This is a genomic window from Amycolatopsis sp. NPDC051758, from assembly GCF_044453095.1.
In the GTDB taxonomy this organism is placed as follows: domain Bacteria; phylum Actinomycetota; class Actinomycetes; order Mycobacteriales; family Pseudonocardiaceae; genus Amycolatopsis.
Genome location: NZ_JBITCJ010000001.1, coordinates 810,441 through 835,552, shown reverse-complemented (window position 1 = coordinate 835,552; position 25,112 = coordinate 810,441). Strand labels below are relative to the sequence as shown.

General features: G+C 70.7%; 24 protein-coding genes. 9 read left to right on the top strand and 15 right to left on the bottom strand.

Annotated features, from left to right (window positions below; all coding sequences use genetic code 11):
* Positions 1–107 precede the first annotated feature (107 nt).
* Entirely contained in the window at positions 108–497 is a 390-nt protein-coding gene (locus tag ACIA5G_RS04400; protein ID WP_323325665.1) for a cold-shock protein, read from the top strand.
* Here the strand turns inward: ACIA5G_RS04400 and ACIA5G_RS04395 are convergent.
* Genes ACIA5G_RS04395 through ACIA5G_RS04385 form a run of 3 tightly spaced genes read right to left on the bottom strand, consistent with a single transcriptional unit; the run spans position 494 to position 3,723 of the window.
* Positions 494–970, bottom strand: a complete 477-nt coding sequence (locus tag ACIA5G_RS04395; RefSeq protein ID WP_395920781.1) for a DUF2771 family protein — start codon at positions 968–970, stop codon at positions 494–496. The two genes, ACIA5G_RS04400 and ACIA5G_RS04395, sit on opposite strands and share 4 nt — an antisense overlap.
* A gap of 10 nt (positions 971–980) precedes the next feature.
* Entirely contained in the window at positions 981–2,906 is a 1,926-nt protein-coding gene (locus ACIA5G_RS04390; protein WP_395920779.1) for an MFS transporter, read from the bottom strand.
* Between the two features lie 49 nt (positions 2,907–2,955).
* Positions 2,956–3,723, bottom strand: coding sequence for a glutaminyl-peptide cyclotransferase (locus ACIA5G_RS04385; RefSeq protein WP_395920777.1), 768 nt, complete (start codon positions 3,721–3,723; stop codon positions 2,956–2,958).
* A gap of 129 nt (positions 3,724–3,852) precedes the next feature.
* On the opposite strand from ACIA5G_RS04385, the gene ACIA5G_RS04380 reads away from it, so the two are divergent.
* Positions 3,853–5,736, top strand: a complete 1,884-nt coding sequence (locus ACIA5G_RS04380; protein ID WP_395920775.1) for a DUF3027 domain-containing protein — start codon at positions 3,853–3,855, stop codon at positions 5,734–5,736.
* Complete coding sequence (locus tag ACIA5G_RS04375; protein WP_395920774.1) at positions 5,717–8,536, top strand: sacsin N-terminal ATP-binding-like domain-containing protein; 2,820 nt, start codon at positions 5,717–5,719, stop codon at positions 8,534–8,536. The genes ACIA5G_RS04380 and ACIA5G_RS04375 overlap by 20 nt, the downstream gene beginning before the upstream one ends.
* A 13-nt stretch (positions 8,537–8,549) precedes the next feature.
* Here ACIA5G_RS04375 and ACIA5G_RS04370 read toward each other — a convergent pair whose 3' ends face one another.
* Positions 8,550–8,777 (bottom strand): DUF2530 domain-containing protein, encoded by a 228-nt coding sequence (locus ACIA5G_RS04370; protein WP_395921880.1) that lies wholly within the window; start codon positions 8,775–8,777, stop codon positions 8,550–8,552.
* Positions 8,778–8,859: 82 nt separating this feature from the next.
* Here ACIA5G_RS04370 and ACIA5G_RS04365 point away from each other — a divergent pair, with 82 nt between their 5' ends.
* Entirely contained in the window at positions 8,860–10,329 is a 1,470-nt protein-coding gene (locus tag ACIA5G_RS04365) for an NCS2 family permease (RefSeq protein WP_395921878.1), read from the top strand.
* Here the strand turns inward: ACIA5G_RS04365 and ACIA5G_RS04360 are convergent, their stop codons facing one another.
* Positions 10,330–10,920 carry a hypothetical protein gene (locus tag ACIA5G_RS04360; RefSeq protein WP_395920772.1) on the bottom strand — a complete coding sequence of 197 codons (591 nt, stop codon included), beginning with the start codon at positions 10,918–10,920 and terminating at the stop codon, positions 10,330–10,332.
* 108 nt (positions 10,921–11,028) lie between these two features.
* Between ACIA5G_RS04360 and ACIA5G_RS04355 the strand changes: the two genes are divergently transcribed.
* Both ACIA5G_RS04355 and ACIA5G_RS04350 read left to right on the top strand, forming a co-directional pair.
* Complete coding sequence (locus tag ACIA5G_RS04355; RefSeq protein ID WP_395920771.1) at positions 11,029–11,460, top strand: MarR family winged helix-turn-helix transcriptional regulator; 432 nt, start codon at positions 11,029–11,031, stop codon at positions 11,458–11,460.
* A gap of 116 nt (positions 11,461–11,576) precedes the next feature.
* Entirely contained in the window at positions 11,577–12,833 is a 1,257-nt protein-coding gene (locus tag ACIA5G_RS04350; RefSeq protein WP_395920770.1) for an MFS transporter, read from the top strand.
* On the opposite strand, the gene ACIA5G_RS04345 is transcribed toward ACIA5G_RS04350, so the two are convergent.
* From ACIA5G_RS04345 to ACIA5G_RS04320, 6 genes are all read right to left on the bottom strand, one after another.
* Positions 12,830–13,855 (bottom strand): hypothetical protein, encoded by a 1,026-nt coding sequence (locus ACIA5G_RS04345; RefSeq protein ID WP_395920769.1) that lies wholly within the window; start codon positions 13,853–13,855, stop codon positions 12,830–12,832. The genes ACIA5G_RS04350 and ACIA5G_RS04345 overlap by 4 nt on opposite strands.
* Positions 13,856–14,093: 238 nt before the next feature.
* A complete protein-coding gene (locus ACIA5G_RS04340) occupies positions 14,094–14,897 on the bottom strand; it encodes an arylamine N-acetyltransferase (protein ID WP_395920768.1) in 804 nt (267 codons plus the stop codon).
* Positions 14,898–14,999: 102 nt separating this feature from the next.
* Positions 15,000–15,623 carry a superoxide dismutase gene (locus ACIA5G_RS04335; RefSeq protein ID WP_103336673.1) on the bottom strand — a complete coding sequence of 208 codons (624 nt, stop codon included), beginning with the start codon at positions 15,621–15,623 and terminating at the stop codon, positions 15,000–15,002.
* 197 nt (positions 15,624–15,820) lie between these two features.
* Positions 15,821–16,486: a heme oxygenase (biliverdin-producing) gene (locus tag ACIA5G_RS04330; RefSeq protein WP_395920767.1), complete on the bottom strand. Its 666-nt coding sequence runs from the start codon at positions 16,484–16,486 to the stop codon at positions 15,821–15,823.
* A gap of 72 nt (positions 16,487–16,558) precedes the next feature.
* Positions 16,559–17,155: a TetR/AcrR family transcriptional regulator gene (locus ACIA5G_RS04325; protein ID WP_395920766.1), complete on the bottom strand. Its 597-nt coding sequence runs from the start codon at positions 17,153–17,155 to the stop codon at positions 16,559–16,561.
* Positions 17,156–17,171: 16 nt separating this feature from the next.
* Positions 17,172–18,671, bottom strand: a complete 1,500-nt coding sequence (locus ACIA5G_RS04320) for a glutamate-cysteine ligase family protein (RefSeq protein ID WP_395920765.1) — start codon at positions 18,669–18,671, stop codon at positions 17,172–17,174.
* Positions 18,672–18,883: 212 nt separating this feature from the next.
* Between ACIA5G_RS04320 and ACIA5G_RS04315 the strand changes: the two genes are divergently transcribed.
* Positions 18,884–19,690, top strand: coding sequence for a TrmH family RNA methyltransferase (locus ACIA5G_RS04315; RefSeq protein ID WP_395920764.1), 807 nt, complete (start codon positions 18,884–18,886; stop codon positions 19,688–19,690).
* Positions 19,691–19,728: 38 nt separating this feature from the next.
* On the top strand, positions 19,729–20,340 hold the full coding sequence (locus tag ACIA5G_RS04310; protein WP_395920763.1) for a DUF2537 domain-containing protein: 612 nt from the start codon (positions 19,729–19,731) through the stop codon (positions 20,338–20,340).
* Here the strand turns inward: ACIA5G_RS04310 and ACIA5G_RS04305 are convergent.
* Positions 20,337–21,782 carry a hypothetical protein gene (locus tag ACIA5G_RS04305; RefSeq protein ID WP_395920762.1) on the bottom strand — a complete coding sequence of 482 codons (1,446 nt, stop codon included), beginning with the start codon at positions 21,780–21,782 and terminating at the stop codon, positions 20,337–20,339. The genes ACIA5G_RS04310 and ACIA5G_RS04305 overlap by 4 nt on opposite strands.
* Positions 21,783–21,839: 57 nt before the next feature.
* Between ACIA5G_RS04305 and ACIA5G_RS04300 the strand changes: the two genes are divergently transcribed.
* A complete protein-coding gene (locus ACIA5G_RS04300) occupies positions 21,840–22,196 on the top strand; it encodes an MmcQ/YjbR family DNA-binding protein (protein ID WP_395920761.1) in 357 nt (118 codons plus the stop codon).
* On the opposite strand, the gene sepH is transcribed toward ACIA5G_RS04300, so the two are convergent.
* From sepH to ACIA5G_RS04285, 3 genes are all read right to left on the bottom strand, one after another.
* Positions 22,193–23,035: a septation protein SepH gene (sepH, locus tag ACIA5G_RS04295; protein WP_395920760.1), complete on the bottom strand. Its 843-nt coding sequence runs from the start codon at positions 23,033–23,035 to the stop codon at positions 22,193–22,195. The two genes, ACIA5G_RS04300 and sepH, sit on opposite strands and share 4 nt — an antisense overlap.
* Before the next feature lie 189 nt (positions 23,036–23,224).
* Entirely contained in the window at positions 23,225–24,373 is a 1,149-nt protein-coding gene (locus ACIA5G_RS04290) for a sensor histidine kinase (protein WP_395920759.1), read from the bottom strand.
* A complete protein-coding gene (locus ACIA5G_RS04285; RefSeq protein ID WP_395920758.1) occupies positions 24,370–25,032 on the bottom strand; it encodes a response regulator transcription factor in 663 nt (220 codons plus the stop codon). Before ACIA5G_RS04285 ends, ACIA5G_RS04290 begins: the two co-directional genes overlap by 4 nt.
* Between the last annotated feature and the right edge of the window lie 80 nt (positions 25,033–25,112).

Here is a 25,112-nt window from a genome sequence, read left to right as displayed (position 1 = left end):
ACTTCTCCCCAGGGGCTGTGGCGAGATACGCTTCCAGGAGCGCGCCCTGGGTACGCCCACCGGGCGCGTTCGTCGTGAGCGGGACAGCAGAAGGATTGGTGAGGGAAGTGCCGACCGGCAAGGTCAAGTGGTACGACGTGGAGAAGGGGTTCGGTTTCGTCACGCAGGACGATGGTGGCGCCGACGTCTACATCCGCAAGGCCGCGCTGCCGCAGGGCGTCGAGGGGCTCAAGGCCGGGCAGCGGCTCGAGTTCGGCGTCGCCGACGGCCGCCGTGGGCCGCAGGCGCTCTCCGTCCGGCTGCTCGACCCGCCGCCGTCCGTCGCCGAGGCGCGCCGTCGCCCGGCGGAGGAGCTGCACGGCCTGATCGAGGACATGATCAAGCTGATCGAACTGAAGGTGCAGCCGGACCTGCGGCGCAACCGCTACCCGGACAAGAAGAACACCAAGCAGATCGGCGAGATCATGCGCGCGGTGGCCCGGGACCTCGATCCCTAAGCCTCCAGCCGCAGGCCCCAGACGTCGCTGGGCAGCAGGCCCGATTCACCGGTGCCCGCGTTCAGCACGGCCGTGTACCGCTGCACGTCGACCGCCGAGATGCGGTCGGCGGGCGTCGGCGGTGTGACCGTGTAGGCGTAGCGATCCAGTGACGTGAACGGGATCGGGTCGCTCTGCTTGAACTCGCCCTGCGGGGTCACGTACTCGTAGACGATCTGCCACGGCGCGTCCGCGACCTCGCCGGGCACCGAGATCTGCACCGGTTTGCCCGGCCGGACCTTCAGCGTCTGCGTTGCGCCCTTCGCGCTGCACGGCTGCGCGAGCTGCTGCGAGTAGTCACACGTGAGCACCGGCGTGGTGTTGATGGTGTGGCCGTCGGCGAAGAAGGTGACCTCGGCCGGGCCGGGCGCCGAACAGCCGGCCACCGCGAACCCACCGGCCGCAAGCAGGGCCACCACCCGGGAACGTCGCATGTGCCGGAGCCTACCGGCGGGCCGACGGGTCCCTGGGCAGGCCCTGGGCCGGGAAGCTCCCGGTCGGCTCGGGCCGCAGCGGCCGGTCGCCGCCGAGACCCGGCACGAGCGAACCGCCGCGGCGCACCAGGTACGTCTGGGTCAAGCCGACCGCCAGCACGACGGTGATCACCAGGAAGCCGATCCAGTACGTCGGCGGCAGCAGCAGGCCGGCCCCGCCGCCGAGGCACCACGCCAGCTGCAGCACCGTTTCCGAGCGGCCGAACGCCGACGCGCGCGACTCCTCGGGCAGGTCTTCCTGGATCACGGCGTCGAGGCTGATCTTCGCCAGCGCGCTGGCCGTCGCGCCGACCAGGCCGACGATCGCGGCCGTGGCCAGGCCGGGCAGCAGCGTCGCGACCAGCGCGGCCAGCACACAGCCCGCCACACACCCGACGATCACCTGGTCCGGGCTGCCGAAGCTGAGCCGCGAGCCCAGCGCGTTGCCGAGGAAGCCGCCGGCCCCCGCCGCGGCGCCGATCACGCCGAGCAGCAGGAGCTGCATGAACGGCGTCTGCCCGGTGCCCTCGGTCTGGGCCTTCACCGCGAACGCGGCGAACATCATGAGGAAGCCGGTGAGCACCCGCACCGAGCCGTTGCCCCACAGCGCGACGACGATGTGACGGCCCATCGGCTGGCGGCGCTTCTTCTCCGTCGGGTGCGCCGAAAGCGACGTCGGCACCTCACCCTCGGTCGCCTCGACCCAGGCCGGGATCCGCATCGACTGCACGGCCGCGGCGACGCAGATCAGCGCCGTGAACCACAGCGCGCCGGCCGAGCCGGAGATCGCGTTGATGCCACTGGCCAGCGCGCCGAACGCGCCCGCGGCGACCAGGCCGAACGTGGTCAGCCGGGCGTTCGTCTTGGAGAGCGTGATCTCCGAGGGCAGCACTCGCGGTGTGACCGCCGCCTTGAGCACGGTGAACGACTTCGAGAGCACCATCATCCCGAGCGCGGCCGGGTAGAGCAGCCAGTCGTCGAAGTGCAGGGCCATCACGACGGCCATCAGCCCCTGGCCGACCGACGACGCGCACATCGCCAGCCGCCGGCCGCGCTGGACCTTGTCGAGCGCGGGGCCGATCACCGGCGCGACCAGTGCGAACGGGGCGATCGTGATGAGCAGGTAGAGCGCCACCTTGCCCTTGCTCTCACCGCTGGTCGCGGCGAAGAACAGGGTGTTGGCCAGCGCGATCGCCATCGCCGCGTCGCTGGCGTAGTTCAGCATCACGGCGTAGGTCAGCGAGGTCAGGCCGGACTTTTCGGCGCCGTCGGCCTTCGTCGCGCGCTGGAAGGCGCCGACGGCCTGACCGGTCAGCTGCCGGCTGCGCATCGCAGCCACGCGCGTGACGGTGATCTTCTTCGGCAGCTTCGGCGTGCCGCCCGGCGTCCGCGGTTCCTCCCGCGGCGGCGCGGGCTCGGCCTCGGGCGGGCGCGGCTCGCCCGCGTAACCACCGGTGTCGTAGTGCTCGTACTCACCGCTGCCCGGACGGCGTTCACCCTGGTAGAAGCCGGGCTGCGGCTCGCGCCGCACCGGCTCGGTGCGGTTCGGGTCGTACGGCCGGGCACCGCGCGGTGGCGGCGGCCGGTGTCCCACCGGCGGGCCCATCGGCGCGGCGGCGGTCGGCGCCTCGTTGGCATTCGGCACCCGCGGCGGCGCGGGCCGGGCCGGGGGCGGCACCGGGCGTTCGACGCGGGTCGGCGGCGGTGCGCTCGGGTGCTCGGCGCGGGTGGGCGGCGGCGGGCTCTGGTACTCGGCGCGGTTCGGCGCCACGGCCTCCCGCCAGGGCTTGGCCTGCGTCGCGCGCGGCTCCGGCGTCCAGCGTCGTTTGGACTTCCGGCCGCGCTGCTGCCCCGACCGGGTGCCGTCGGAGTCGGAGCGGGAGCCGAAGAGTGCCACGTGTCAATCCTGCCTTACCCGGGGTCGGTCCCGCCTGCTCATCCGTGCTTTAGGCGTTCTTGGGGACGAACCTCACCCGGAACGTGATCTGCCACTGCTTCCCGGCGAGGAGGAATTCGTCGGTCCCCGGCACGGCGGCGATACCGTTGAGCACGTCTTCGGCGCCCGTTGTGTTCAGCTGGGCACGCAGCTGAGCGGCGTCGATCGTGCCGGTGACGTGCCCGGTGGCCGCGTTGATCCGCAGGACGGTGTCGGTGTGCCAAACGTTTGCGTACACGTCGCCGCCGACACACTCGAGCTCGTTGAGCTGATCACGGCCGACGTCGACGCTGCCGGTGACCGCGAAGGTCTTCGGGTCGCGGAAGGTCAGCCACGACGAGCCGTTGCTCATCACCAGCCGTCCGTCCGCCTGGTGGCAGAGCCCCCAGCCCTCACCCTGGTACGGCACCCGCCGCAGCTCGGCGAGGGTCTTGGAGTCGCGTTCGATGGCGAAGCCGTCCTGCCAGGTGAGCTGCCACAACGTCGGCCCGAGCACGGTGACACCCTCGCCGAACAGCGGCGACGGCAGCGTGGCGGTCGTCGCCGGAGGTCCGCCGGCCGGGCCCGCGGTCAGCGTCGACTGCCCGGCGAGCCCGGTGCTCTCGTACAGAGTGTCGCCGGCGAACTCGAGGCCTTCGGTGAACGCGGCGGGGTCGTGCGGCAGGGTCGAGAGCACCTGGACGGTGAGCTGTTCCGGGCTCGGCTCCTGCTCGGGCGCCCCGGCGCAGCCGCCGAGCGCGGCGGCCAGCAGCAGTGAGGTGATGATCGGCGTGCGCACGTTGAACAGCCTGGCACGGGCGCTGAGGATGCGTGCGGCACAATTGGCCGCATGACTCTGCTGCTGACCCTCGACGACGGCTCCGTGCAGCGCAAACTCGCCGACGCGGTGGAGTTCGCGCGAGCTGCGGTGCTGGAGGACGCGCCCGAGGAGCAGATCGGCGCCCACGTGGGTGCCGCCCGCGAGGACGCGGTCACGGCGAGTCACCTGTTCGAGGCCCAGGTCCCGGGCTACCGCGGCTGGCGCTGGTCGGTGACGATCGCCCTGGCCGGCGACGACGAGCCGGTGACGGTCAGCGAGGTCGTGCTGGTGCCGGGCCCGGAGGCCCGCATCGCCCCGGCATGGGTCCCGTGGGAGCGCCGCGTCCGAGCGGGAGACCTGGGCGTCGGCGACATCTTCCCGACGGACGACAACGACCCCCGCCTGGCCCCGGCGTACCTCCAGTCGGACGACCCGGCAGTGGAAGAGGTGGCCCACGACGCGGGGCTGGGCCGCATCCACGTCCTGTCCCGTTTCGGCCGCACCGACGCAGCCGCCCGCTGGCACGGCGGCGAGTTCGGCCCCAGGTCCGACATGGCCCGCAGCGCGCCGGACGTGTGCGGGACGTGCGGGTTCTTCGTGCCCCTGGCCGGGTCGCTGCGCGGCGTGTTCGGCGTGTGCAGCAACGACATCGCCCCGGCGGATGGTCACGTCGTCGACGTCGAGTACGGGTGCGGAGCGCACTCGGAGGTCGAGGTCGAGGTGACTTCGTCCGTGCCGGTGGCGGAGCTGGTGTACGACGATTCGTTGTTGGATTTCACGCCGGCGCCCGAGGTGGTGGAGACGGCGGCCGCGGAGCCGGAGACGGCGATCGCGGAGGCTGACGTGTCGCCGGCGGAGGTGGAGCCAGAGGCGGCTCTGGTTTCGGCGAGCGGTGCGGTTGCCGAGCCGGTCGTGGCCGAGGCTGCGACGACCGATGTGGTCGCCGAGCCGGTGGCCGCAGAGTCGGCTGAGGTGTCCTCGCCGCCGGAGGCCGCGGAAGCGGAGCAGAACCCGGCAACGGTTGTTGAGCCGGTCGAGGCAGAGTCGGCGCAGGCCGACGCGACCGTTGCGGATGTCGAATCGCAGGTGGCCGAGGTTGCGGCGACCGAGCCGGTTACCACCGAGGTGTCGGAGCCCGCGGAAGCGGAGCCGGCCCAGGCCGAGGTGACTGATGCGGTTGCCGAGCCGCAGGCGACGGATGCGATTGCCGAGCCGGTCGCGGCCGAGGAAGTTGCCCAGGCGGAGTCGGCTGGCGCGGAGCAAGCTCAGGCCGAGGTGACCGATGTGGCCTCCGAGCCGGTTGCCACCGAGGTGCCCGAGCCTGCCGAGGCGGAGCCGACGCAGGCCGAGGTGACTGATGCGGTCGCCGAGCTGCAGGCGGCCCCGGAATCACTCGATGTGGCGACTCAGGCGCCCGGTACTCCCGCAGAGTCGGATGCCGCCGAAGTGAACCCGGCGGCGCTGGCTGAGGTCGGGCGGCTTTCGGCGGCTGAGGTTGCGGAGCCGCTTCAGACTCAGCCCGATGTGGCTGCGGAGCCGCCGGCCGCGGAATCGGATGCCGCTGAGGTGGATCCGGTTTCGGTGGAGACGAGCGGCGAGGCGGAACCGGCTCATGCCGGGGTGACCGATGTGGTTGGTGAGCGGCTCGTCGAGGTGACCGAGCAGGAAGTCGAGGTTCCCGAAGCCGCCCTCACCGACAACGTGGTGACCGAGGCCGGCGAACCGGTTGCCGGTGAGGTGCCGGACGCGTTCCAAGCCGACGCTGCCGCGACAGCTGAGCCGGTTGCGCCCGAAGCCGCCGAAGTCGAGCCTGCGACGGTCGAGACCGAGGCGACTCAGGCCGAGGTCGCCGAAGTCGAGCCCGCGAAGGCCGAAGCAGCCGAGACTGAAGCTGAGTCTGCGAAGGCCGACGCGACCCACACCGAGACCGGCGAAGCGCACACCCAGGTCGACACGGACGCCGAAGCCAGCGGTGACCACCGCAACGGCTGAGGCGCTCGGGGCCGATCCCTTCGGCACCGCGCGGCTGCGGGAAGCGACCCTGCGCGCCTGGCAGGACTCGCCGACCCGGCTCATCGAGGACACCAACGTCGAGCGTGATCTGCGCGTCGGGGCTTATCGGGATCGGCTTTTTGTCGAGCTTGCGCAGAATGCCGCCGATGCCGCGATGGCGGCCGGGCGCCCTGGACGGATCAGAGTGTCCCTTGTGGACGGCGAGCTTCGGTTTGCCAACACCGGTGCGTCGCTTGACGCGCGCGGGGTGGCGTCGCTTGCCTCGTTGCGGGCGTCCGGTAAGACCGGGGAGACCGTCGGGCGTTTCGGGGTCGGATTTGCCGCTGTGCGCACCGTTTCCGACGAACCTCGCGTCGTCTCCACGACCGGTGGCGTCGCCTTCTCCGCCGAGCGCACCCGCGAAGCCGCGGGCATCACCGGCGACGTTCCCGTTCTGCGGCTCCCGTGGCCCGTGCCCGCCGACGTCCCCGCCGGCTTCGACACCGAAGTGCGGCTGCCGCTGCGGGACGACGTTGACGGCCCAACGCTGCTCGACGAGCTGGCGAAGGACATCGCCGACCTGCTGCTTGCGCTGCCGTGGCTGGCCGAAGCCGACGTTGCTGGGAATGTCTGGACTCGCACCGCTGAGGGTGACGTTGTCGAGATTCGGGGCCCCGAAAGGGAAACTCGCTGGCTGACTCATCGCGGTGACGTCGTGTGGGCGGTGCCGGTCGACAAGGCGGGTGTCCCGCAGCCGCTCGAAGAGGACGTTCTGCACGCGCCGACGCCGACCGATGACGGGCTGTCGCTCCCGGCGAGGTTGCTCGCGACGGTGCCGGTCGAACCTTCGCGTCGTCGTGCGCTGCCCGGGGCCGAACTGACGAAGGCGCTCGAAAACGCTGCTGCCGAGTATGTCCGGCTCGTTCGGTTGCTTCCGGCGGAGCAGCGGTTCGCGCTGGTTCCCACGCCGGGGTTTCCGAAGTCCACTGTGGACGCAAAGCTGCGCGACGAGGTGCTGGCGAACCTCGCGGGAGAACCGTGGCTGTCTACTCAGGACGGTGGTGAGGTCTCCGGGCGTCAGGCTCGTGTGCTCGACGTCGACGTGCCCGGACTGCCCGCGTTGCTCGCCGACGTCCTGTCCGGACTGCTCAAAGGTGCTGCGCCCGCTCAGGTTTTGAAGGCTGTTTCGGTGCAGGTGACCAGTATCGAAGAGGTGCTGGAAACGCTTACGGGGGTGAGCAGGGAGCCGGGCTGGTGGCGCGAGGTTTACGCGGCACTGACGATCGCCGTCGAGTCCCACGCGCTCGCCGCGTCCAGATTGGACGGTCTGCCGGTTCCGCTATCGGACGGCCGGACGCTGCCGGGGGCGAAAGGCTCTCTGCTGGTCGAGGGCTCGGCCGAGTTGCTCGAGCTGCTGTCCGATGTGGATATTCCGGGCTTGCGTCTGGTGCACCCCGCCGCGTCGCACCCGCTGCTGGAACGCTTGGGTGCCAAGCAAGCTGACGCGCGTGAGCTGCTCAACGCCGATCAGCTGCGCGACGCCGTCGAGCGCAGTGTGGAAGACATCCGGTCCGGATTGGACGGTACGACGCTCGCGGGTGCCGTCCTCAGGTTGATCGCCGACTGCGGAGACGACGCCCCGCGCTGGGTCGGTGCGCTCGCCTTGCCCGCTACCGACACTTGGCGCCGTGCCGACGAGCTCGTGCTCCCGGCGTCGCCGCTGATCGACATCTTCGACGAAGAGGTCTTCGAGGAGGACGGCGCGCTCGACGTCCTCGACGAGGACTTCGCCGAAGACTGGCCGGCGGAGACGCTGAAAGCCGCTGGTGTGCTCGATTCCTTCGCGCTGGTCGTCGACGACGAACCGCACGAACCCGACCACGACCTGCCGGACGAGGAAGCCTGGTGGGACTCGCGGCCGGAACCGCCGTCGACGCTGGTGGCGATCCGGGACCTCGACCTCGTCGCCGACGACTCCTGGCCCGCGGCGCTGCGCCTGCTCGCCGCCCGGCCCGAGACCTGGCACGCCTTGCGCACGCCCGGCGGGCACGCGGCCTGGTGGATCGCGCAGTACGCCGTGCTGGGGGGTGCGCCGCCGAACGCGTGGCGGCTGCCCGGCGCCGACCTGGCCGGGCTCTACGACGAGGTGCCCGATGTCGGCCTGGAGGTCGAGCTCCTCGAGATCGCCGGGGTGCGGCGCGACCTCAGCCTGTCCAGTGTGGACGAAGCGTTCGATGTGCTGGAGCGGTTGGGGAACTGGGGCAGGCAGATCTCACCCGGGCTGGCCGCACGCGCCTACGACGCCGTGGTCGAGTCCGGGTTCGAACCCAGTGATCCGAGTGCGGTCCGGACCGCCGACGGGTCGGTCGCCGACGGGGTGCTGGTCCTGGACGTGCCGTGGGTCGCGGGTGCGCTCGAGCCGAACCGGTTCGTCGTCGCGCCCGCGGATCCGGACCGGCTGTCGTACCTGGTCGACCTGCCGCTGGCCAGCGGTGAACCGGCCGAGGTGACCAGCGAAGGCGAGTACGCGCCGTGGGCCGACCTGCCCGCGCTGAAGCTCGTCGCCGACCAGCTCGGCATCCGGCTGCCCGACGGCGGTGTGCTGGTGCACGATCCGCTGACCGTGTCCATCCAGGGCGCCGAGCACGACGTCCAGTGGTGGTCCGACGGCCGGCTGCACGCGGCCGACACGTCCGAGGGGCTGGCCCGCGCGTTCGCCTGGGCGGCCGACCACTGGCCGGACCGGCACCTGATCACGGCGCTGCTCGACGACCCCTCGCCGAGGACGTTGCTGGCGTAGCGGCTCGTGAAGGCTAGAGCCGCTGGGCCGACTTCGAGCCCCGGCGGGCGGCGGCGCGCTGCCACAGGATGATCCCCATCCCGATGAACCCGAGCACGAACCCGGACAGCGCCGTCTGCACCCACAGCCCCGAAGTCGTGAAGAAGAGCACCACCAGTGCGACAGCCCAGATCGAGGTGCCTACGATCACCACCGGCGTCAGGTCGGTCAGCCTCTTGGGCAGCTCCGGCGTGTGCCGCAACGAGCCCGTAACCTCCGGTGGATTGCTCGGATCACTCACGAGGTGCAGGGTACTCCGCAGCAGCGACAGAATGGGCAGGCGAATGGCGGAGCAGGAGACGACCCGCGCCGGGACGTCCACACTGGACCGGTTCTTCAAGATCACCGAGCGGGGGTCGACCGTGCCGCGCGAACTGCGCGGCGGCCTGGTCACCTTCGTCACGATGGCCTACATCGTGGTGCTGAACCCGCTGATCATCGGCAGCTTCTCGGCCGACGACGCGGGCGCGCACAAGGACCTCCTCGGCGGCATCCTGCCCGTCTCGCAGGTCGCCGCGGTCACGGCGCTGGTCGCCGGGGTGATGACCATCCTGATGGGCCTGGTCGCGAACTACCCGTTCGCGATCGCCACCGGCCTGGGCATCAACAGCCTGGTCGCGGTCACCATCGCCCCGCAGATGACCTGGCCGGAAGCGATGGGCCTGGTCGTCATCGAGGGCGTCATCATCGTGGCGCTCGTGCTGACCGGGTTCCGGACCGCGGTGTTCCGGGCCGTGCCCGCGTCGCTGAAGTCGGCGATCGCGGTCGGCATCGGCGTCTTCATCTGCCTGATCGGCCTGGTCGACGCCGGGTTCGTGCGCCGGCTGCCGGACGACGCGCACACCACCGTCCCGGTCGGCCTGGGCATCAACGGCTCGATCGCTTCGTGGCCGACCGCGGTGTTCGTCGTCGGCCTGCTCGTCACCGGCATCCTGGTCGTGCGCAAGGTCAAGGGCGCGATCCTGATCGGCGTGCTCGCGTCGACGGTGCTGGCCATCGTCGTCGAGGCGATCGTCAAGGCCGGACCGTCGCAGGGCACGAACCCGAAGGGCTGGAACCTCGGTTACCCGGCGCTGCCGGACCAGGTCGTCGGCCTGCCGAACCTGTCACTGGTCGGAGACGTCTCGTTCGGCGCCTGGGCGCGGCTGCCGATCATCACCGTCTGCCTGCTGGTGTTCACCCTGGTGCTGGCCGACTTCTTCGACGCGATGGGCACCATGACCGGCCTCGCGAAGGAGGCCGACCTGCTGCCGAAGGACGGCCAGCTGCCCAACGTCGGCAAGGCGCTGTTCGTCGAGGGCCTCGCGGGCGCGGCCGGCGGGTTCGGCTCGGCCAGCTCGAACACGGTGTTCGTCGAGTCGGCGTCCGGCATCGCCGAGGGCGCGCGCACCGGCCTGGCGAACGTCGTCACCGGTGTGCTGTTCATCGCCGCGATGTTCCTGACGCCGCTGTACCAGGTGGTGCCGGTCGAGGCGGCCGCGCCGGCGCTGGTCGTGGTCGGCGCGATGCTGATGTCGCAGGTGCGCGACATCGACTTCACCGACTACTCGATCGCGCTGCCGGCGTTCCTGACCATCGTCGTCATGCCCTTCACGTACTCGATCGCCAACGGCATCGGCGCCGGCTTCGTCAGCTACGTCGTGATCCGCGCGGCCACCGGCAAGGCGCGCCAGGTGCACCCGCTGATGTGGGTGATCGCGCTGGCGTTCGTCGCGTACTTCGCGGTCGGCCCGCTCCAGGCGGCGTTCCGCTGATCAGCCGGCGCCGGTGACCTGGAGGGCGTCGGCGAGGACTTCGACGTTGTCCGTGAACTGCGCCACCGGGGCGTCGTAGCGGATGGTGACCAGGGCCTCCCCGACGCCGATGCCGATCTCGCGGACCTGCCGGGTGACACCGTCGCGCTCGTACCTGAACTCCCACTTGGCGGCGTCGTAGCCGCCGACGGGGTCGTGCGGGCTGACGGTGCCGGGCGAGTGGCCCGGGAAGGTGGCGGACTTCTTGTCGAGCGCCACCAGACCGCTCATCGGATCCTCCTGATCGAGCGGCACCCGGTCGATCTCCAGCACCACGTCGCCGCGGCGGTAGGTCGCGCGGTCCTTGTCGTCGGTGGCGGCCCAGCCGGCCGGAACCGGGATCTGGAGCGACCAACCGCGGCCGCCCGCCGCGTCCGGGAACTGGTAAGCCACGAATTCGCCCTTGAGGGGCACCGTGGTGGTCGTCGGCATCGACGTCGACGGCGGTGGCGGCGCGGCCGCCGGAGCCTCTTCGCCGCGCCAGAACTGCGCCACCACGATCGCCAGGACCGCCGCGCCGATCACGGCCGAGCCCACCAGCTTCTTGTTCATCCGACCCCCAGGTCTCGTCCCTCCGGAGAGGACGCGCGGCCGTATTCCAGGTTGCGGGTTGACGGAGATCACCCGTGCGGCCGAAACATCGTAAGGTATGCTAACTATATGTCCGGCGACACGCACGAACGCTCCTTGGCGAGCCGTCTGCGTCTCGCGGTGGTCCGGCTCAACCGCCGGCTGCGGGCACAGCGCGTCGGGGACGACCTCACGCTCACACAGGTCGCCGCGCTGTCCACCTTGCACAAGTGCGGTGCGCTGACCCCCGGGCAGCTCGCCGCGAAGGAAGGCGTCCAGCCACCTTCGATGACGAGGGTGATCGCCGCGCTCGAGGAGATGCGGTTCGTCGAGCGGCGCCCGCACCCGACCGATGGCAGGCAAGCCATCGTCGAGCTGTCCGAAAGCGGGCTGGCGTACGTGCGGAAAGCCATCTCCGTCCGGGAGGCGTGGCTGGACAGGCAATTGGCGGATCTCGGCGACGAAGAGCGTGAAGTGCTCTCGAAAGCCGCCGAAATCATAGACAGGATGGCGGGGAACTAACCACGGTGACGGCCACGGGTAGCGAAACCAAACGTTCCATCGATACCACTGCTACCCGGGACACGGCCCCACCGCCGTCCGCTTCACCACCTTCGGAAACACCGCGCCGCCGCAGCATGTTCGCGTCCCTGCGGGTCCGCAACTACCGGCTGTTCTTCACCGGCCAGGTCATCTCGAACATCGGCACCTGGATGCAGCGCATCGCCCAGGACTGGCTGGTGTTCACCCTCAGCGGCAACAACCCCATCGCCCTCGGGATCGCGGTCGCGCTGCAGTTCGCGCCGACCCTGTTCCTTTCGCTGTGGGCCGGTGTTCTCGCCGACCGCGTCGACAAGCGCCGGCTGCTCACCTGGATCCAGGCCGCGGCGTGTCTGCAGGCCGTGGTGCTCGGCGTCCTCGACATCACCGGGCTCGTGGCGCTGTGGCAGGTCTACGTCCTGTGCTTCACGCTCGGCATCACGGCGTCGCTCGAAGTGCCGACGCGGCAGTCGTTCGTCGCCGAGATGGTCGGGCGGGACCAGATCGCGAACGCCGTCGCGCTGAACTCGTCGATCTTCAACATGGCGCGCATCGTCGGCCCGGCGATCGCCGGGTTCGCGATCACCTGGATCGGCACCGGCTGGCTGTTCATCGCGAACGCAGCCAGCACCATCGCCGTGATCACCGGGCTGATCATGATGAACCCGGACAAGCTCTTCCGCGTCGCGGCGGTGCCCCGCGAGAAGGGCCAGCTGGCCGAGGGCCTGCGGTACGTCCGGCGGCGCTCCGACCTGATGACGGTGATGGTGCTGGTGCTGTTCGTCAGCACGTTCGGCATCACCTACTTCAGTTCGCTCCCGATCGTCGCGGCGAACGTCTTCCACACCGCCGCCGACGGTTACGGTCTCCTCTCCACCCTGGTCGCGGTCGGCACCTTCACCGGCGCGATCATGTCGGCCCGCCGCGGCACGAAGGGCCGTCCGCGGGTTCGGCTGATGCTGATCTCGGCGTTCTTCCTCGGTGTGTTCGAGCTGATCACGGCGTTCATGCCGACGTACCTGACGTTCGGCCTGGGCCTGATCCCGCTCGGCTTCGCCACGATGACGTTCCTCAACACGGCCAACGCCCTGGTGCAGACGTCGGTCAGCCCCGAGATGCGCGGCCGTGTGATGGGCCTGTACGTGCTGGTCCTGATCGGCGGCAACCCGATCGGCGGGCCGATGGTCGGCTGGATGGCGCAGGAGTTCGGCGGCCGGTCTCCCTTCTACATCGGCGGAGCGGTTTCGGCGCTGGCCGCGGTGGTGTGCGCGGTGGTGCTGATCCGGCGGGGCGGGGTTTCCTGGCCCGTCCAGCGGGGGTTCGGGCTTCGGGTGCTGAAGCGGGCGAAGGTCTAGCGGCCCAGTAGCGGTGGGACCACCTTCTCGGCGAGGTCGGCCAAGGCTTTTTCGGGTTTGGTCGAGTCGAGCCAGCTGATCTCGAGGGTCTGCCGGGAATCGTCGAGAAGCTGGATCTCCAAGGTGTTGCCCGACGAGTCGTCTTTCGCGGGGCGACCGGCAACCCGGTCGGGGAAGTACTCGTTGTCGCTTTCGTCGTGGTAGGCGAGCGTGACGCTCTTGCTGTCCTCCTCCCGCCGGCACGACCCGAACGAGCCGGGTTTCAGCCGGCCGAGCGGGACGCCGAGGGCGCGGGACAGCTGCGTGCACAACTGCCAGGTGATGAACGGGTAGGGCGCGTCGGTGATCCCCGAGCCGGGGATCGGGGTCATCTCGCGGGACTCGCCGTCGGCCGGCAGCGCCGGCCCCGGTGTGGTGATCGCGCCGATCATCGTGCCGGCCAGGGACAGCGCCATGCCGCGGAAGTCGTGCTCACCCCGGTCTTCCGGCACGCGGTTCACGATGAGCTGGAGGCTGGGCCGGGTCCACTTCGCCGTGGAGCCGCTCAGCCGCAGCGTGAGGATCTCGCCGTAGCCGGGTGGGCCGAACGTGCTCACGGAGCCCTGGCGCCCGGCGACGGTCACGGGCTCGGGGCGCGTGCCGGTCATGGCGACCGGATCGGCCCACAGGGTGGCCGAGGCGGCGACGTTCGCCGAGACGACGTGGCAGTTCCCGTTCTTGTCGACCTCCCGCAGCACCGGGCCGCCCAGCACACTCGCCCACGTCTGTTCCGGGATCGCGCCGCAGAGCACGTGCCCGCTCGTGCGGGACGGCAGCGCGACGGCCAGCTCGCCGGTCGGCATCGGGACCTGCCGGACCGGCTCACCGCCGGCGGACGGCCACGACACCGGCAGTGCCAGCGGCGCCGCCCGCGGCTCGGACCAATCGCGCGTCACGAGCCAGAACGCCGCGCCCAACAGGGTCACGGCGGCCAGCACGGACAGCGCGATCAGGACCGTGTGGTCTTTTTTCGGTTGGTGCATCCCCCTCATGTTCACGCTGTGACCGTAGCGCCACGCACCGACAGAAAACGGCGGTTTCGCACACTTGAAGCCACTCGAACGAGTGAGATCGGGGTCTCGGTGAGGAGACTCTTGCCTAGAGAGATGAGGTTAGGCTAACCTCATACATGTCCGCTTCGTGGTGGGAGCGGCAGTCAGTTCGGGAACGGACGGAGCCCCGGCCCTGGGAACCCCAGGCCGGGGCTTCGTTCATGCCAGGTCACGGCAGTGTCGGGCTGAGCGCGCCGCTCGTCAAGGGACTCTCACCCGGTGACGTGGGCAGCCGCGTCAGCGGGAGGCCGAAGTAGACCCGGTACGCCATGCGGATCGCGGCTTCGGTCGGCAATACGACCTCGTGCCGGACGCCCTCGACCGTCTCGATCAGCTTGTCGCCCGAGAGTGTCACCCGGCCCTGGGACGTCGGCCGGGAGCACGTCAGTGACTTCGTGAAGTGCGACTCCGGCGACGTCGACTGCCACCACGCCATCGGGACGAAGTCGCTCAGCGGCCGCGGCCGGCGCTCCAGGCGGTACTGCGGCTCACCGTTCATCAAGACGTCGACGTCGCCGTGGGGCGCGTCCAGCACGAGGAACTCACCGTCCGGATCGGACTGGGCGTCCACGCCGGACAGTCGCACCGGGTGCCGGGCGAAGCGGCCGAAACCGACGTCGACCAGCCAGGGCTCGTCGAGCTCGACGACGATCGCCGCGTGGTCCAGGGGCGGGCCGAGTGTTCCGTCCGGACGGAAGACCTGCGCCGCGCGCAGCGAAGCGGTGTATCCGAGTTCGCGCAGCAGTGCCGCGAAGAGACCGTTCAGCTCGTAGCAGAACCCGCCGCGCCGCCGGCGCACGATCTTGGCGAACAATGCCTCTTCAGCGAGTTCGACCGGCTCGCCCAGGTGAATGCTCAGGTTCTCGAACGGGACCGCCGCCAGGTGGCGTTCCTGCAGGTGGCGCAACGTCGCCAGGTCGGCCGCCGCGGGCCACGCGACACCGAGCCGGGCCAGATACGCGTCAACATCCATGGGTCAACTCTCACACCTCGACCGCACTCGAGGTCAAGAGAATTCACCCGACGACGAAAACGGGGTCCTCCAGCAGGAGGACCCCGTTCGCGAACCGCTTGCTCAGCCGAGCAGCAGGCCGTTGCCGCCGGCGACGGCGTTGTCGAACCGCTTGGAGATCTCGGCCCAGTTGAAGATGTTCCACAGCGCCTTGACGTAGTCCGGCTTCACGTTCTTGTAGTCCAGGTAGAACGCGTGCTCCCAGACGTCGACCAGCAGGATCGGCACGGTCGGCAGGATCAGGTTGTTGTGGTGATCGCGCAGCTGCTGGGTGATCAGCGTCTTGCCGATCGGGTCCCAGGACAGCGCGCCCCAGCCGTTGCCCTGGATCGTGGTCGACACGGCGGTGAACTGCGCCTTGAACTTGTCGAAGGAGCCGAACGCCTCGTCGATCGCCGCGGCCAGCTCGCCGGTCGGCTTGTCGCCGCCTTCGGGCGACAGGATCTTCCACCACACGACGTGGTTGGCGTGGCCGGCCAGGTTGAAGGCCAGCGTGGTCTCGAGGCCGACGATGTTGCCGAAGTCACCGGCGTCGCGGGCTTCCGCGATCTTGTCGAGCGTGTCGTTCGCGCCCTTGACGTAGGTCGCGTGGTGCTTGCTGTGGTGCAGCTCGTTGATCTCGCCGGAGATGTGGGGCGCCAGGGCGCTGTAGTCGTAGTCGAGATCGGGGAGCTCGTAGCGGGCCATTGGCCCTCCTTCTGTCTTCGACACAAGTTTCCGGTATCGAACCTAGTAGCACACGCCCTCCCGCGGCGAGCGGGGGCGAGTCGTCGTCACTGCGTGGGACGACGGGTTCGACAGTGGCGTACCCGAGGGCGTGCCACCCGAAACCGAGCCTGCTACCTGGACTTAACTGGAGGTCAACGAGCTGTGACGACGATCATTCAGGCGCGGAACTCGTCGAGCCGCCGGGCCAGCTCGTCGAAGACGGCGACGTTGCACTCGAACGCCACCAGCGTCTCGTTGATCACCCGCGCCCGCTCGGCCTCGTTCCACGGCGCGTTGTCCAGCTTCGCGCGGTAGCGGTCGCGGAACTTGGGCGCGCTGCCGATGTCTTCGAAGTGGTAGAAGAGCGTGCCCGCCTCGGCGACGTCGTACTTCTTCTCCAGCAGCCGCCGGATGGCCTGGCCACCGGCGATGTCGCCGAGGTAGCGCGTGTAGTGATGGGCGACGTACCCGCCGGCCCACGAAGACGCTTCGCGGACACGGTCGACGTACGCCTGCGTGGAGGCGAGCGGCGAGATCGCCGAACGCCAGTCCGGGCCGACGAGGTGCGCGAGGTCGCGCTCCAGGTTGGGCAGCCGCCGCAGCTCGTCGAAGACGAACTCGCCCCCGACCGGGTGGCCGGCCATCGTGTCGCTCGCCGCTTCGATCGCGCCGTAGATGAAGTAGTACTGGACGGCCAGCTGGGTGTAGCCCTCCTGCGTCAGCTCACCGCCGAGCAGGGCGCGCATGTACGTCGAGTAGTTCGCCTTCTCGTGCACCGCGAGGGTGGACGCGCGCAAGGTCGCCGAAAACGGTCGGGCGTCGACGTCCGTGGTCACCGACATGGCAGGCCTCCCGGCGATCGATCTGACACGCTGTCAGAAAGATCGTAGGCCACAATCCGGGGTAAGGCTACCCTAAATGTTCGCTCCGACCGCTCTCAGCACAAATCGGACCGCCGCTTCGACGACGTCGTTCAGCTGCTCAGGGGGCACTTCGACCAGCGCGCGGTTGCCCAGCGCCGCGGTGATCATCGGGATCAGGACGTCCAGGTCCTCGGCGGGCCAGCGCCCCAGGTCGACCCCGCCGGTGAGGATCGCGCGCAGCCGGTCGGTGATCGGGTCGGCGTGCGCGCTGATCCGGCGGTACGCCGCGGGCGCCAGCGCCGACGCGAGCGCCGTGCCCGGGGGCATGTGGTACTCGGCCAGCACACGCAGCTGCAGCCGGACGAACGTGGCCAGCTGGCCGATCGGGTCGGCCTGCGCCTCGACGGCCTCGGTCAGCCGCGTGACGTACCGGGCGGCTTCGTCCTCGACGAAGGCGACCAGCAGGCTTTCCTTGTCCGGGAAGTGGTTGTACAGCGCTGTCCGGCCCACTCCGGCCGCCGCGGCGACCCCGGCGAGCGTGATGGCGTCGAAGCCGCGTTCGTAGAGCTGCGCGCGCATGACGTCGAAGACCCGCGCCCGGACCTCGCGCCGGTGTGCCTCCAGGGACTCACCGATAATCTTCGGCATCCACCCAGGTTATCGCTCAGTCGTCCAGCGTCCAGGTGTGCACGGGTTCGCCCGCCTCCGACAGCTCCAGGTAGCGCCCCAGCATCCGGTTCAACGCCGCTTCGCGGTCCAGCCCGCGTTCCTGCGCGCGCACGACGTAGTCGCGCTGCCAGGTCGCCCCGGTCCGCCGGGCGAGGCAGCGGCGCTCGATGATGCCCAGGTACCGCTCGCGGGCCTCGTCGGAGACGTCGGAGCGGCGCAGCCCCTCGTGGGCCAGCGGGAGCAGCACACGCAGCGCGAGCTCGTCCGGCGGGATCCAGCCGATGCCCGGCCAGTACAGCTGCGCGTCGAAGCCGCGGCGCGCGCCGGCGTAGAGGTTCTCCTCCGCGGCCTGGAAGGACATCTGGCTCCACACCGGGCGCTCCGCCTCGGCGAGCGCGCGCTGGGCGCCGTAGAAGAACGCCGCGTTGGCCACCGTGTCGACAACCGTCGGCCCGGCCGGCAGCACGCGGTTCTCCACCCGCAGGTGCGGCAGGCCGTCGACGACGTCGTACACCGGCCGGTTCCAGCGCCAGATGGTGCCGTTGTGCATGCGCAGCTCGGTGAGCTTCGGCGCCTGGCCCGCGTCGAGCGCCTCGATCGGGTCTTCGGCGTCGGTTTCCGGGAGCAGGCCGGGGAAGTAGCGGACGTTCTCCTCGAACAGGTCGAAGATCGACGTGATCCAGCGCTCACCGAACCACACCCGCGGCCGCACCCCCTGGTTCTTCAGCTCTTCCGGCCGGGTGTCGGTCGCCTGCAGGAACAGCGGGATGCGCGTCTCGTGCCACAACGCCTTTCCCAGCAGGAACGGCGAGTTCGACGCGAGCGCGATCTGCAGCCCGGCCAGGCACTGCGCCGCGTTCCAGTGCGCGGCGAACTCCTCCGGCGCGACCTGGAGGTGCAGCTGCACGCTGGTGCACGCGGCTTCCGGAAGGATGGATTCCGCATAACTGCGCAGGCGTTCGGGCTGCTGACCCGGCAGTGGCGCGCCTTCCATGGCCAGCACCGTGCGTTCCCCGCGCGCGGCGAAGATCTGGTCGTTCAGCGTGGCGTAACGGCTCTTGTTGGTCAGCCACTTCTGGTCGAAGTGCTCGTGCTTCAACGTCGGCAGGATGCCGATCATGGCCAGCGCCGACCCGGTGTCGCGGGCCTTCGACGCCGCGGTGCCGAGGTACGCGCGCAGGTCGTCTTCCAGCTGGAGGGCCGAATCGCCGGCCAGCGGCCGCGGCGGCACGTTCAGCTCGAGGTTGTGCTGGCCCAGCTCCGTCGTGAACGACGGGTCGTCGAGCGCCTCCAGCACGGCGGCGTTCGTCATCGACGGGCGCAGCTCGCGGTCGACCAGGTTCAGCTCGACCTCGAGGCCGATGTTCTTGCGGGGGAACGAAAAACTGCCGTCCGTGAGCATGCGGGCCAGCGTGTCGAGGCAACGCTGCACCTTGCGGCGGTACCGTCCCCGGTCGAGCGTGTTGAACGGTTGAGCCGCGAGGTCCATCCCCATGACCATCCCTGCTTTGTGTCGGCGTGGAACTAGGAACGTGTTTCAGGTCCCGGCGGACAACCGTTACACAGTCGATGCATCCGGGCTAGCGGCCAAACTGGTGCTCTCCGTCACGAGAAGTTAACTGACAGCAAAATAACCCGTTCGTACCACAGCCGGTTCGACGTTCGGACCATTCGGAGCACCCGGCAAGCGGGTGACAGACTGGGCGGATGGGCGTGATCCAGATCGACCATCGCGACGACCCGCGGGTCGACGACTTCCGCGATCTGTCCACAGCGGACCGCCGCCCGGACCGCCCGGGAGGCAAGGGACTCGTCATCGCCGAGGGCACCGTCGTGGTGTCCCGGCTGCTGGCGTCCCGGTACCCGGTACGGGCGCTGCTGGGTGTTGAACGGCGTTTTGCCGAGCTGGCGGACGACCTGTCCGGGACGGACGTGCCCCAGTACGTCACGTCCGCGGAGGTGATGGCGGACGTGGTCGGCTTCCACCTCAACCGCGGGATTCTCGCCGTCGCCGGCCGGCCGGCGCCCTTGACGGTTTCCGAAGTCGTGGCCGGCGCCGGCACGATCGCCGTCCTGGAAGGTGTGGGGGACCACGAAAACCTCGGCTCGCTCTTCCGCAACGCGGCCGCGCTCGGCGTCGGCGGTGTCCTGCTCGGACCCGGCTGTTCCGACCCGCTGTACCGGCGCAGCGTGCGGGTGTCGATGGGCCATGTCCTGCGGGTGCCGTTCGGGTACCTGCAGGACTGGCCGGGCGGGCTCGACGACCTGCGGGCGCACGGGTTTTCGGTCGCCGCGTTCACCCCGCGACCGGGCTCGGTTCCGCTGCGCGAGCTGCGGAAGCACGCCCCCGGCCGGGTGGCGCTGCTGTTCGGCGCCGAAGGTCCCGGACTGACCGAGACGGCGCTGGCGGCGGCAGATCATGCGGTCCGGATACCCATGCCGGAGGGAGTCGACTCCCTCAACATCGCCACGGCCGCCGCCGTCGCCTTCTACGAACTGGCGTCCGCCGACTAAGGTTCTGGTTTCGGGACCGGTGGAGCGGAAAGGACACCATGGAGCTGCGGATCCGCGGTGAGCGCGCCGTGCTGGCCGGCCCCGGCGGGGAGCACGCCCGCGAGGTGGACCCGCACAAGCTCGCGATCGGCGCCGACCTGGCGCAGGCCCTCCACGAGTGGGCGCGCGTGGCGGCCGCGGTGTCGGCCGATTCCGGGGCGGAAGCAGGCGCGGTCGTCTCCCAGCGCGGCCGTCAGCTGGCCGGCCGGCTCGCCTCGGTGATGGGCACGACCGTCCGGTTCGTGGATCCGGTGACCGGCGCCGACACGGTGGTCGAGCCGCCGCCGCGCGCCGCCGAACCCGGCCACCGGTTCGTCCGCGCGGTGCTCGGCCCGCCCGGCCCGCCGGGGGAGCCGACCCCGTGGTTCACCGGGCTGACGGTCTCGGCGTTCATCGCGGCGGTGGTCGTGGTCGCCATGCTGGCGCTGGCCTCGACGCTCGCCCGCGAGACCAGCGGCTGGCTGGCGCTCGTGGCGTCGGTCGTCGTGACGGCCGGGATCGCGCCGTCGTTGTGGCTGGTCCGCCGCACCCCGATCCTGCGCTGGGCCGCGTACGGCGCGGCCGGCGGTGTCGTGATCGCGTGGATCGGCGTGCTGGTGATCGCGCTCTAACGGCGCCGGACGTAGGTGACGAGCGTGCCCTGGGCGCGGGTCGAGGTCTCGGTGCCGAAGAAGTAGCCGTGGAACTCGGCGATCTGGCGGACCAGGCCGGGTGAGACGTCGAACTGGCCGGAGAAGAAGGTCACGCCGGCCTTGCCGGTGAACTCCCGCGCCAGCCAGCCGACGCGGGCCGAGCGCGGGAAGGCCCGCAGCACCCACAGCAGCGGCGGCACGCCCAGCACGGTGAGGGCGAAGCCGATCGTGAAGACGCGGTTGTCGCCGGTGATCGCGGTTGTCAGGCCGCTGCCGCCGAAGCACAGCACGACCCAGGCCGCCGGGGCGAGGAAGCCGGCGAACGACATCCGGAACCTCCGCCCGGTGACCGGTGGTGCGGAGGGACGGCGCAGCAGCAGGATCCGGTCGGTGGGGTCGGCGAACTCCGCGACGGGGAACAGGCCTTCGCCACCGGCGATCCCGGTGATCCGGGCCGGCGGCAGCTTCGCGTGCCGGACGCTCACCCACAGCTCGTCGCGGCCGTCGAGGTGGTTGCGCAGCCATTGTTCGCGGCCGGGGGCCTCGGCCGGGTCCTCGAACCGGGCCGGCGCGGCCGGCGCCGGGTTGCCGAACGTCAAGCCGGGACGGCACTTCGCGAACAGGAGGTTCGTGGTGTTGCGGCCGGAGTGGTGCTGGCCCGCGTAGAAGTAGCCGTACAACGAGGCGACTTCGCCGTGCAGCTCGGTCGACAGCGACGGTGGCGGCGCGACGACCACCTGGTGGCCGCCGTCGAACGGTTCGTCCAGCCACGGCATGCGCGGGGACCGGCCGGCGATCGCGCGGACCAGGAGCTGGGCGCCGAGCGCGCCGGCCAGGCCGGCCGGGATGAGCAGGATCGGCCACTTCTGCTCGGACGTCGCGGCGAACCAGGTGCCCACGCCGACCCCCGCGATACTGAGGACCGCCACCAGGCCTTGGACGCCGCCGAGGCCGAGCCCGCGCGCGGTCGTGCGCGGCCGCAGCTCCTCGGGTGGCAGCCCGGGGTGCCGCAGCAGCAGGAGCCGGTCGGTCGAATCGGCCACCTCGGCCGCCACCGTCAGGCCGGCGGCCGCCGCAACCGCGCCGATGTCGTCGCGGCCGAGCCGCAGCCGCCGTGAGCTGGCCCAGAACTGGGTCTGTCGGGTGAGCAGCCGGGCGAGCCGGCGGCGGTCGGCGGCCGTGCCCGGCCCGCGGTCGAAGCGCCGCGGGAAGAAGGCGGGGGCGAACTCGAACCGCAGGAAGCCCGCCTGGCCGGGCGGGGTTTCGCGGTACCGGCGCGAGACCGCGGCCTGCCGGACGACCGACACGTCGAGGCCCCACTGCGCGGGCGCGACCTCGACCACCGGCGCCCCGGTGAACACGCGGAACCGCAGCTCGCCGAGACGGGCCTGCCAGGCGCGGTCCGGCGCCATGGTCGTCATCGGACGTCACGCAGCATGAGCAAACCCTCCCTCAGCGTGACATCGTAACCTTGCCGGATGGAGCAGCTCGACGCGTTGCGGAAGTTGTGCCTGGCCTTGCCCGAAGCGACCGAGCGGCTCAGCCACGGGTCGCCCGCGTGGTTCGTGCGCGGCAAGAAGACGTTCGTCATGTTCGCCGACGACCACCACGGCGACGGCAGGCTGGCCTTCTGGTGCCCGGCGCCGCCGGGGGCGCAGGAGGAGCTGGTGCGCACCGAGCCCGGGCGCTTCTTCCGGCCGGCCTACGTCGGGCACCGCGGCTGGCTGGGCGTGCGGCTGGACGTCGACGTCGACTGGGGTGAGATCGACCGGATCGTGCGGGAGGCCTACCGCCAAGTGGCCCCGAAGACACTCGCGGCGCAGCTTGAGACCTAGCCGCGCTGTGAGCGGACCCCGAGGAGCACGTCCTCCCAGGACGGCACGATCGGGTGGTTCTTCTTGGCCTTCGGCCGCGGCTCCTCGGCGACGTCCTCTTCGGGGTCGGCCGGGACACGCGGGATCTCGCGGGTGTCGTCGTCCGGGTCCGGCTCGGCGGCCGGCAGCTCGGCGCGCTCCGGCACGACCGAGTCCAGCGTCGGCTGGAACTCCGTCTCGCGGGCCGGCTCGATGGCGCGGACCGTGCGCGGCGCGCGGTAGGCGTTCGGGTCGAGCAGGACCTCGGCGTTCTCGTCGAGCGCCGTGACCGTGCCGCCGTGGGCCCCGGGCGAGAACGCCCAGTGCGCGCGGTTGTCCGAGCGCCCGGCCTTCCAGCGCAGCACGACGACCCAGCGGCCGTCGTCACCCTTCCAGGAGTCCCAGGTCGCCTGGGAGTAGTCGTGCCCGCGGACGCCGAAGCCGTACGCGACGACTTCGCCGAGCGTCTGCACGTCGGGGCCGTCTTCGCGGACCGGGTGGGCGCTCTGCGCGAGCTCGGCGGTGCGCGACCGCTCGAGGAGCACGGGGTAGGCGTAGCGCTCGACGCGCTGCTCCGAAATCCCGGCGCCGCCCGCCACCTGCTCGACTGATTCGCCGGCGCGGATTCGCGCCTGGATCTCGCGTGGCCGCATCTGGCTCTCCAACTCGATTTCGATCTGGCCGAGGCGGGTGATGTCTCCCCGCGCCGCCGCGCGCAGTCTTTCATCGGCCGGGAGGAGGAAACGCGTACGGCTCGCCGGGTCTTCGCACACGATGGACTTACCGTCCTCGTGCAACCCGATCACCCGCAGCGCGCGCATTGTTCGCCTTCCTCGATGCTTCACCGTTGTGGGTGCCCACGTTAGAACGGCGCGTCGGCTTGACGCGCGAGGCGCGCCGAGTCCGTTCCGAACTGCCCACTGTTCACTTGGCGACGCCCGAATCATCAGTCACCCTGGTCGGCGGCGTCGGCGTGACACGCCGGACACGGTCAGTCACGATCGAGTGGATCAAGAAGGCGGCAACCGGACGAGCACGGTGAGACCGCCGCGCCGGCCGGGCTGGGCTTCGGCGTACCCGCCGTGGGCCTGGGCGACCGAGCGGACGATCGACAACCCGAGCCCCGCGTTGCGCGTGTCGCCGGTCCGCTCGGCCCCGTTGATCCGGCGGAACGGCTCGAACAGCGTCGGCACGGCTTCGGGCGGCACCACCGGACCGGAGTTGCGGATCTCGAGCGCCGGATCCCCGCGAACCTCGACGTAGACCCAGCCCCCCGAAGCGTTGTACGTGATCGCGTTGACCACCAGGTTCGTCACCAGCCGCTCCAGCAGCACCGGGTCGCCGGCGACCACGCGCGGCCGCAGCCGGGTCTCCACCTTCACCCCGGCCGAGGCGGCCTGGGCGGACGTCGCCCGCACGACCGACGCCACCACTTCGTCCAGGCGCACCGGCGCCCGCGCGTGGAGCCCGCGGTCGCTGCGGGCGAGGATCAGCAGGCCCTCGATCATCCGTTCGCTGCGCTCGTTGGTGTGCAGCAGGTGCGTGCCGAGCTTGCGCAGCTCCGGCGCCACTTCCGGGTCGGCCATCGCCACCTCGATCAGCGTCCGCTGTACCGCCAGGGGCGTCCGCAGCTCGTGGGACGCGTTCGCGACGAACCGCTTCTGGCTGTCGAACGACTCCGCCAGCCGGTCGAGCATGCCGTCGAAGGTGTCGGCCAGCTCCTTCAGCTCGTCGGGCGGGCCATCGAGGTTGATCCGCCGGTCGAGCTTGCCCGCCTCCAGCCGGCGCGCGGCCGAGGTGATGTCGTGCAGCGGCCGCAGCGCCCGGCCCGCCATCAGCCAGCCGAACAGCACGGCCAGCGCCGCCGTCACCACCAGCGCGATCGCCGAGCCGACGACCAGCGTGGACAGCGTCGAGGAGCGGTACTCGTCGAGCGAGCCGCTGAGCAGCCGCACCGCCACGCCCGGCGACCCCACGGTGTCGGCCGCGACGCCGTAGGTCAGGTCGGCCGAGCCGATCGTCGTCGAGGCGACCCGGGCCGGGTCGGGCAGCGTGCTCTGCACCAGCAGGTAGTTGATGACGACCAGGACGAGCCCGGCGAGCAGGAAGAGCGCGCCGTACCAGGCGGTCAGCTTCGTCCGGACCGAGATGCCGTTCACGGGGTGCCGAAGCGGTAGCCGGCGCCGGGCACGGTCTCGATCACCGGTGGGTCGCCGAGCTTGCGCCGCAACGTCATCACCGCGACGCGCACCGCGTTGGTGAACGGGTCCGCGTGCTCGTCCCACGCCTTTTCCAGCAGGTCTTCGGCGCTGACGACCGCGCCCTCCGCCCGCATGAGCACCTCGAGCACGGCGAACTCCTTCGGCGAGAGCAGCAGGAACCGGCCGTCGCGGGCGGCCTGGTGGCGGGGCAGGTCGAGGACAACACCGTCGTGTTCCAGCACCGGCGGCAACGCGGGCCGCGCGCGCCGCGAAAGCGCCTGCACCCGGGCGACCAGCTCGGCGAACGCGAACGGCTTCGTCAGGTAGTCGTCGGCGCCGACCCCCAGGCCGGCGACGCGGTCGGTGACGTCGGCGGCCGCGGTCAGCATCAGCACCCGCGCCTCACCGCCCGCCCGGACCACGGCGGCGCAGACCTCGTCGCCGTGCACCTTCGGCAGGTCGCGGTCCAGCACCACGACGTCGTACCCGTGGACGCCGACCCGTTCGAGGGCCTGCTCGCCGTCGTAGCAGACGTCGACGGCCATGGCGAAGCGCCGCAACCCCTCCGCAACCGAGTCGGCCAGCAGCCGCTCGTCCTCCACCACCAGCACACGCACCCGCCCAGTCTGCGCAGGGAGGCCATAAGGACCGCATAAGCGACGTCGCTTAGCGCGCCCGAATCCCCCGATCCGTAGAC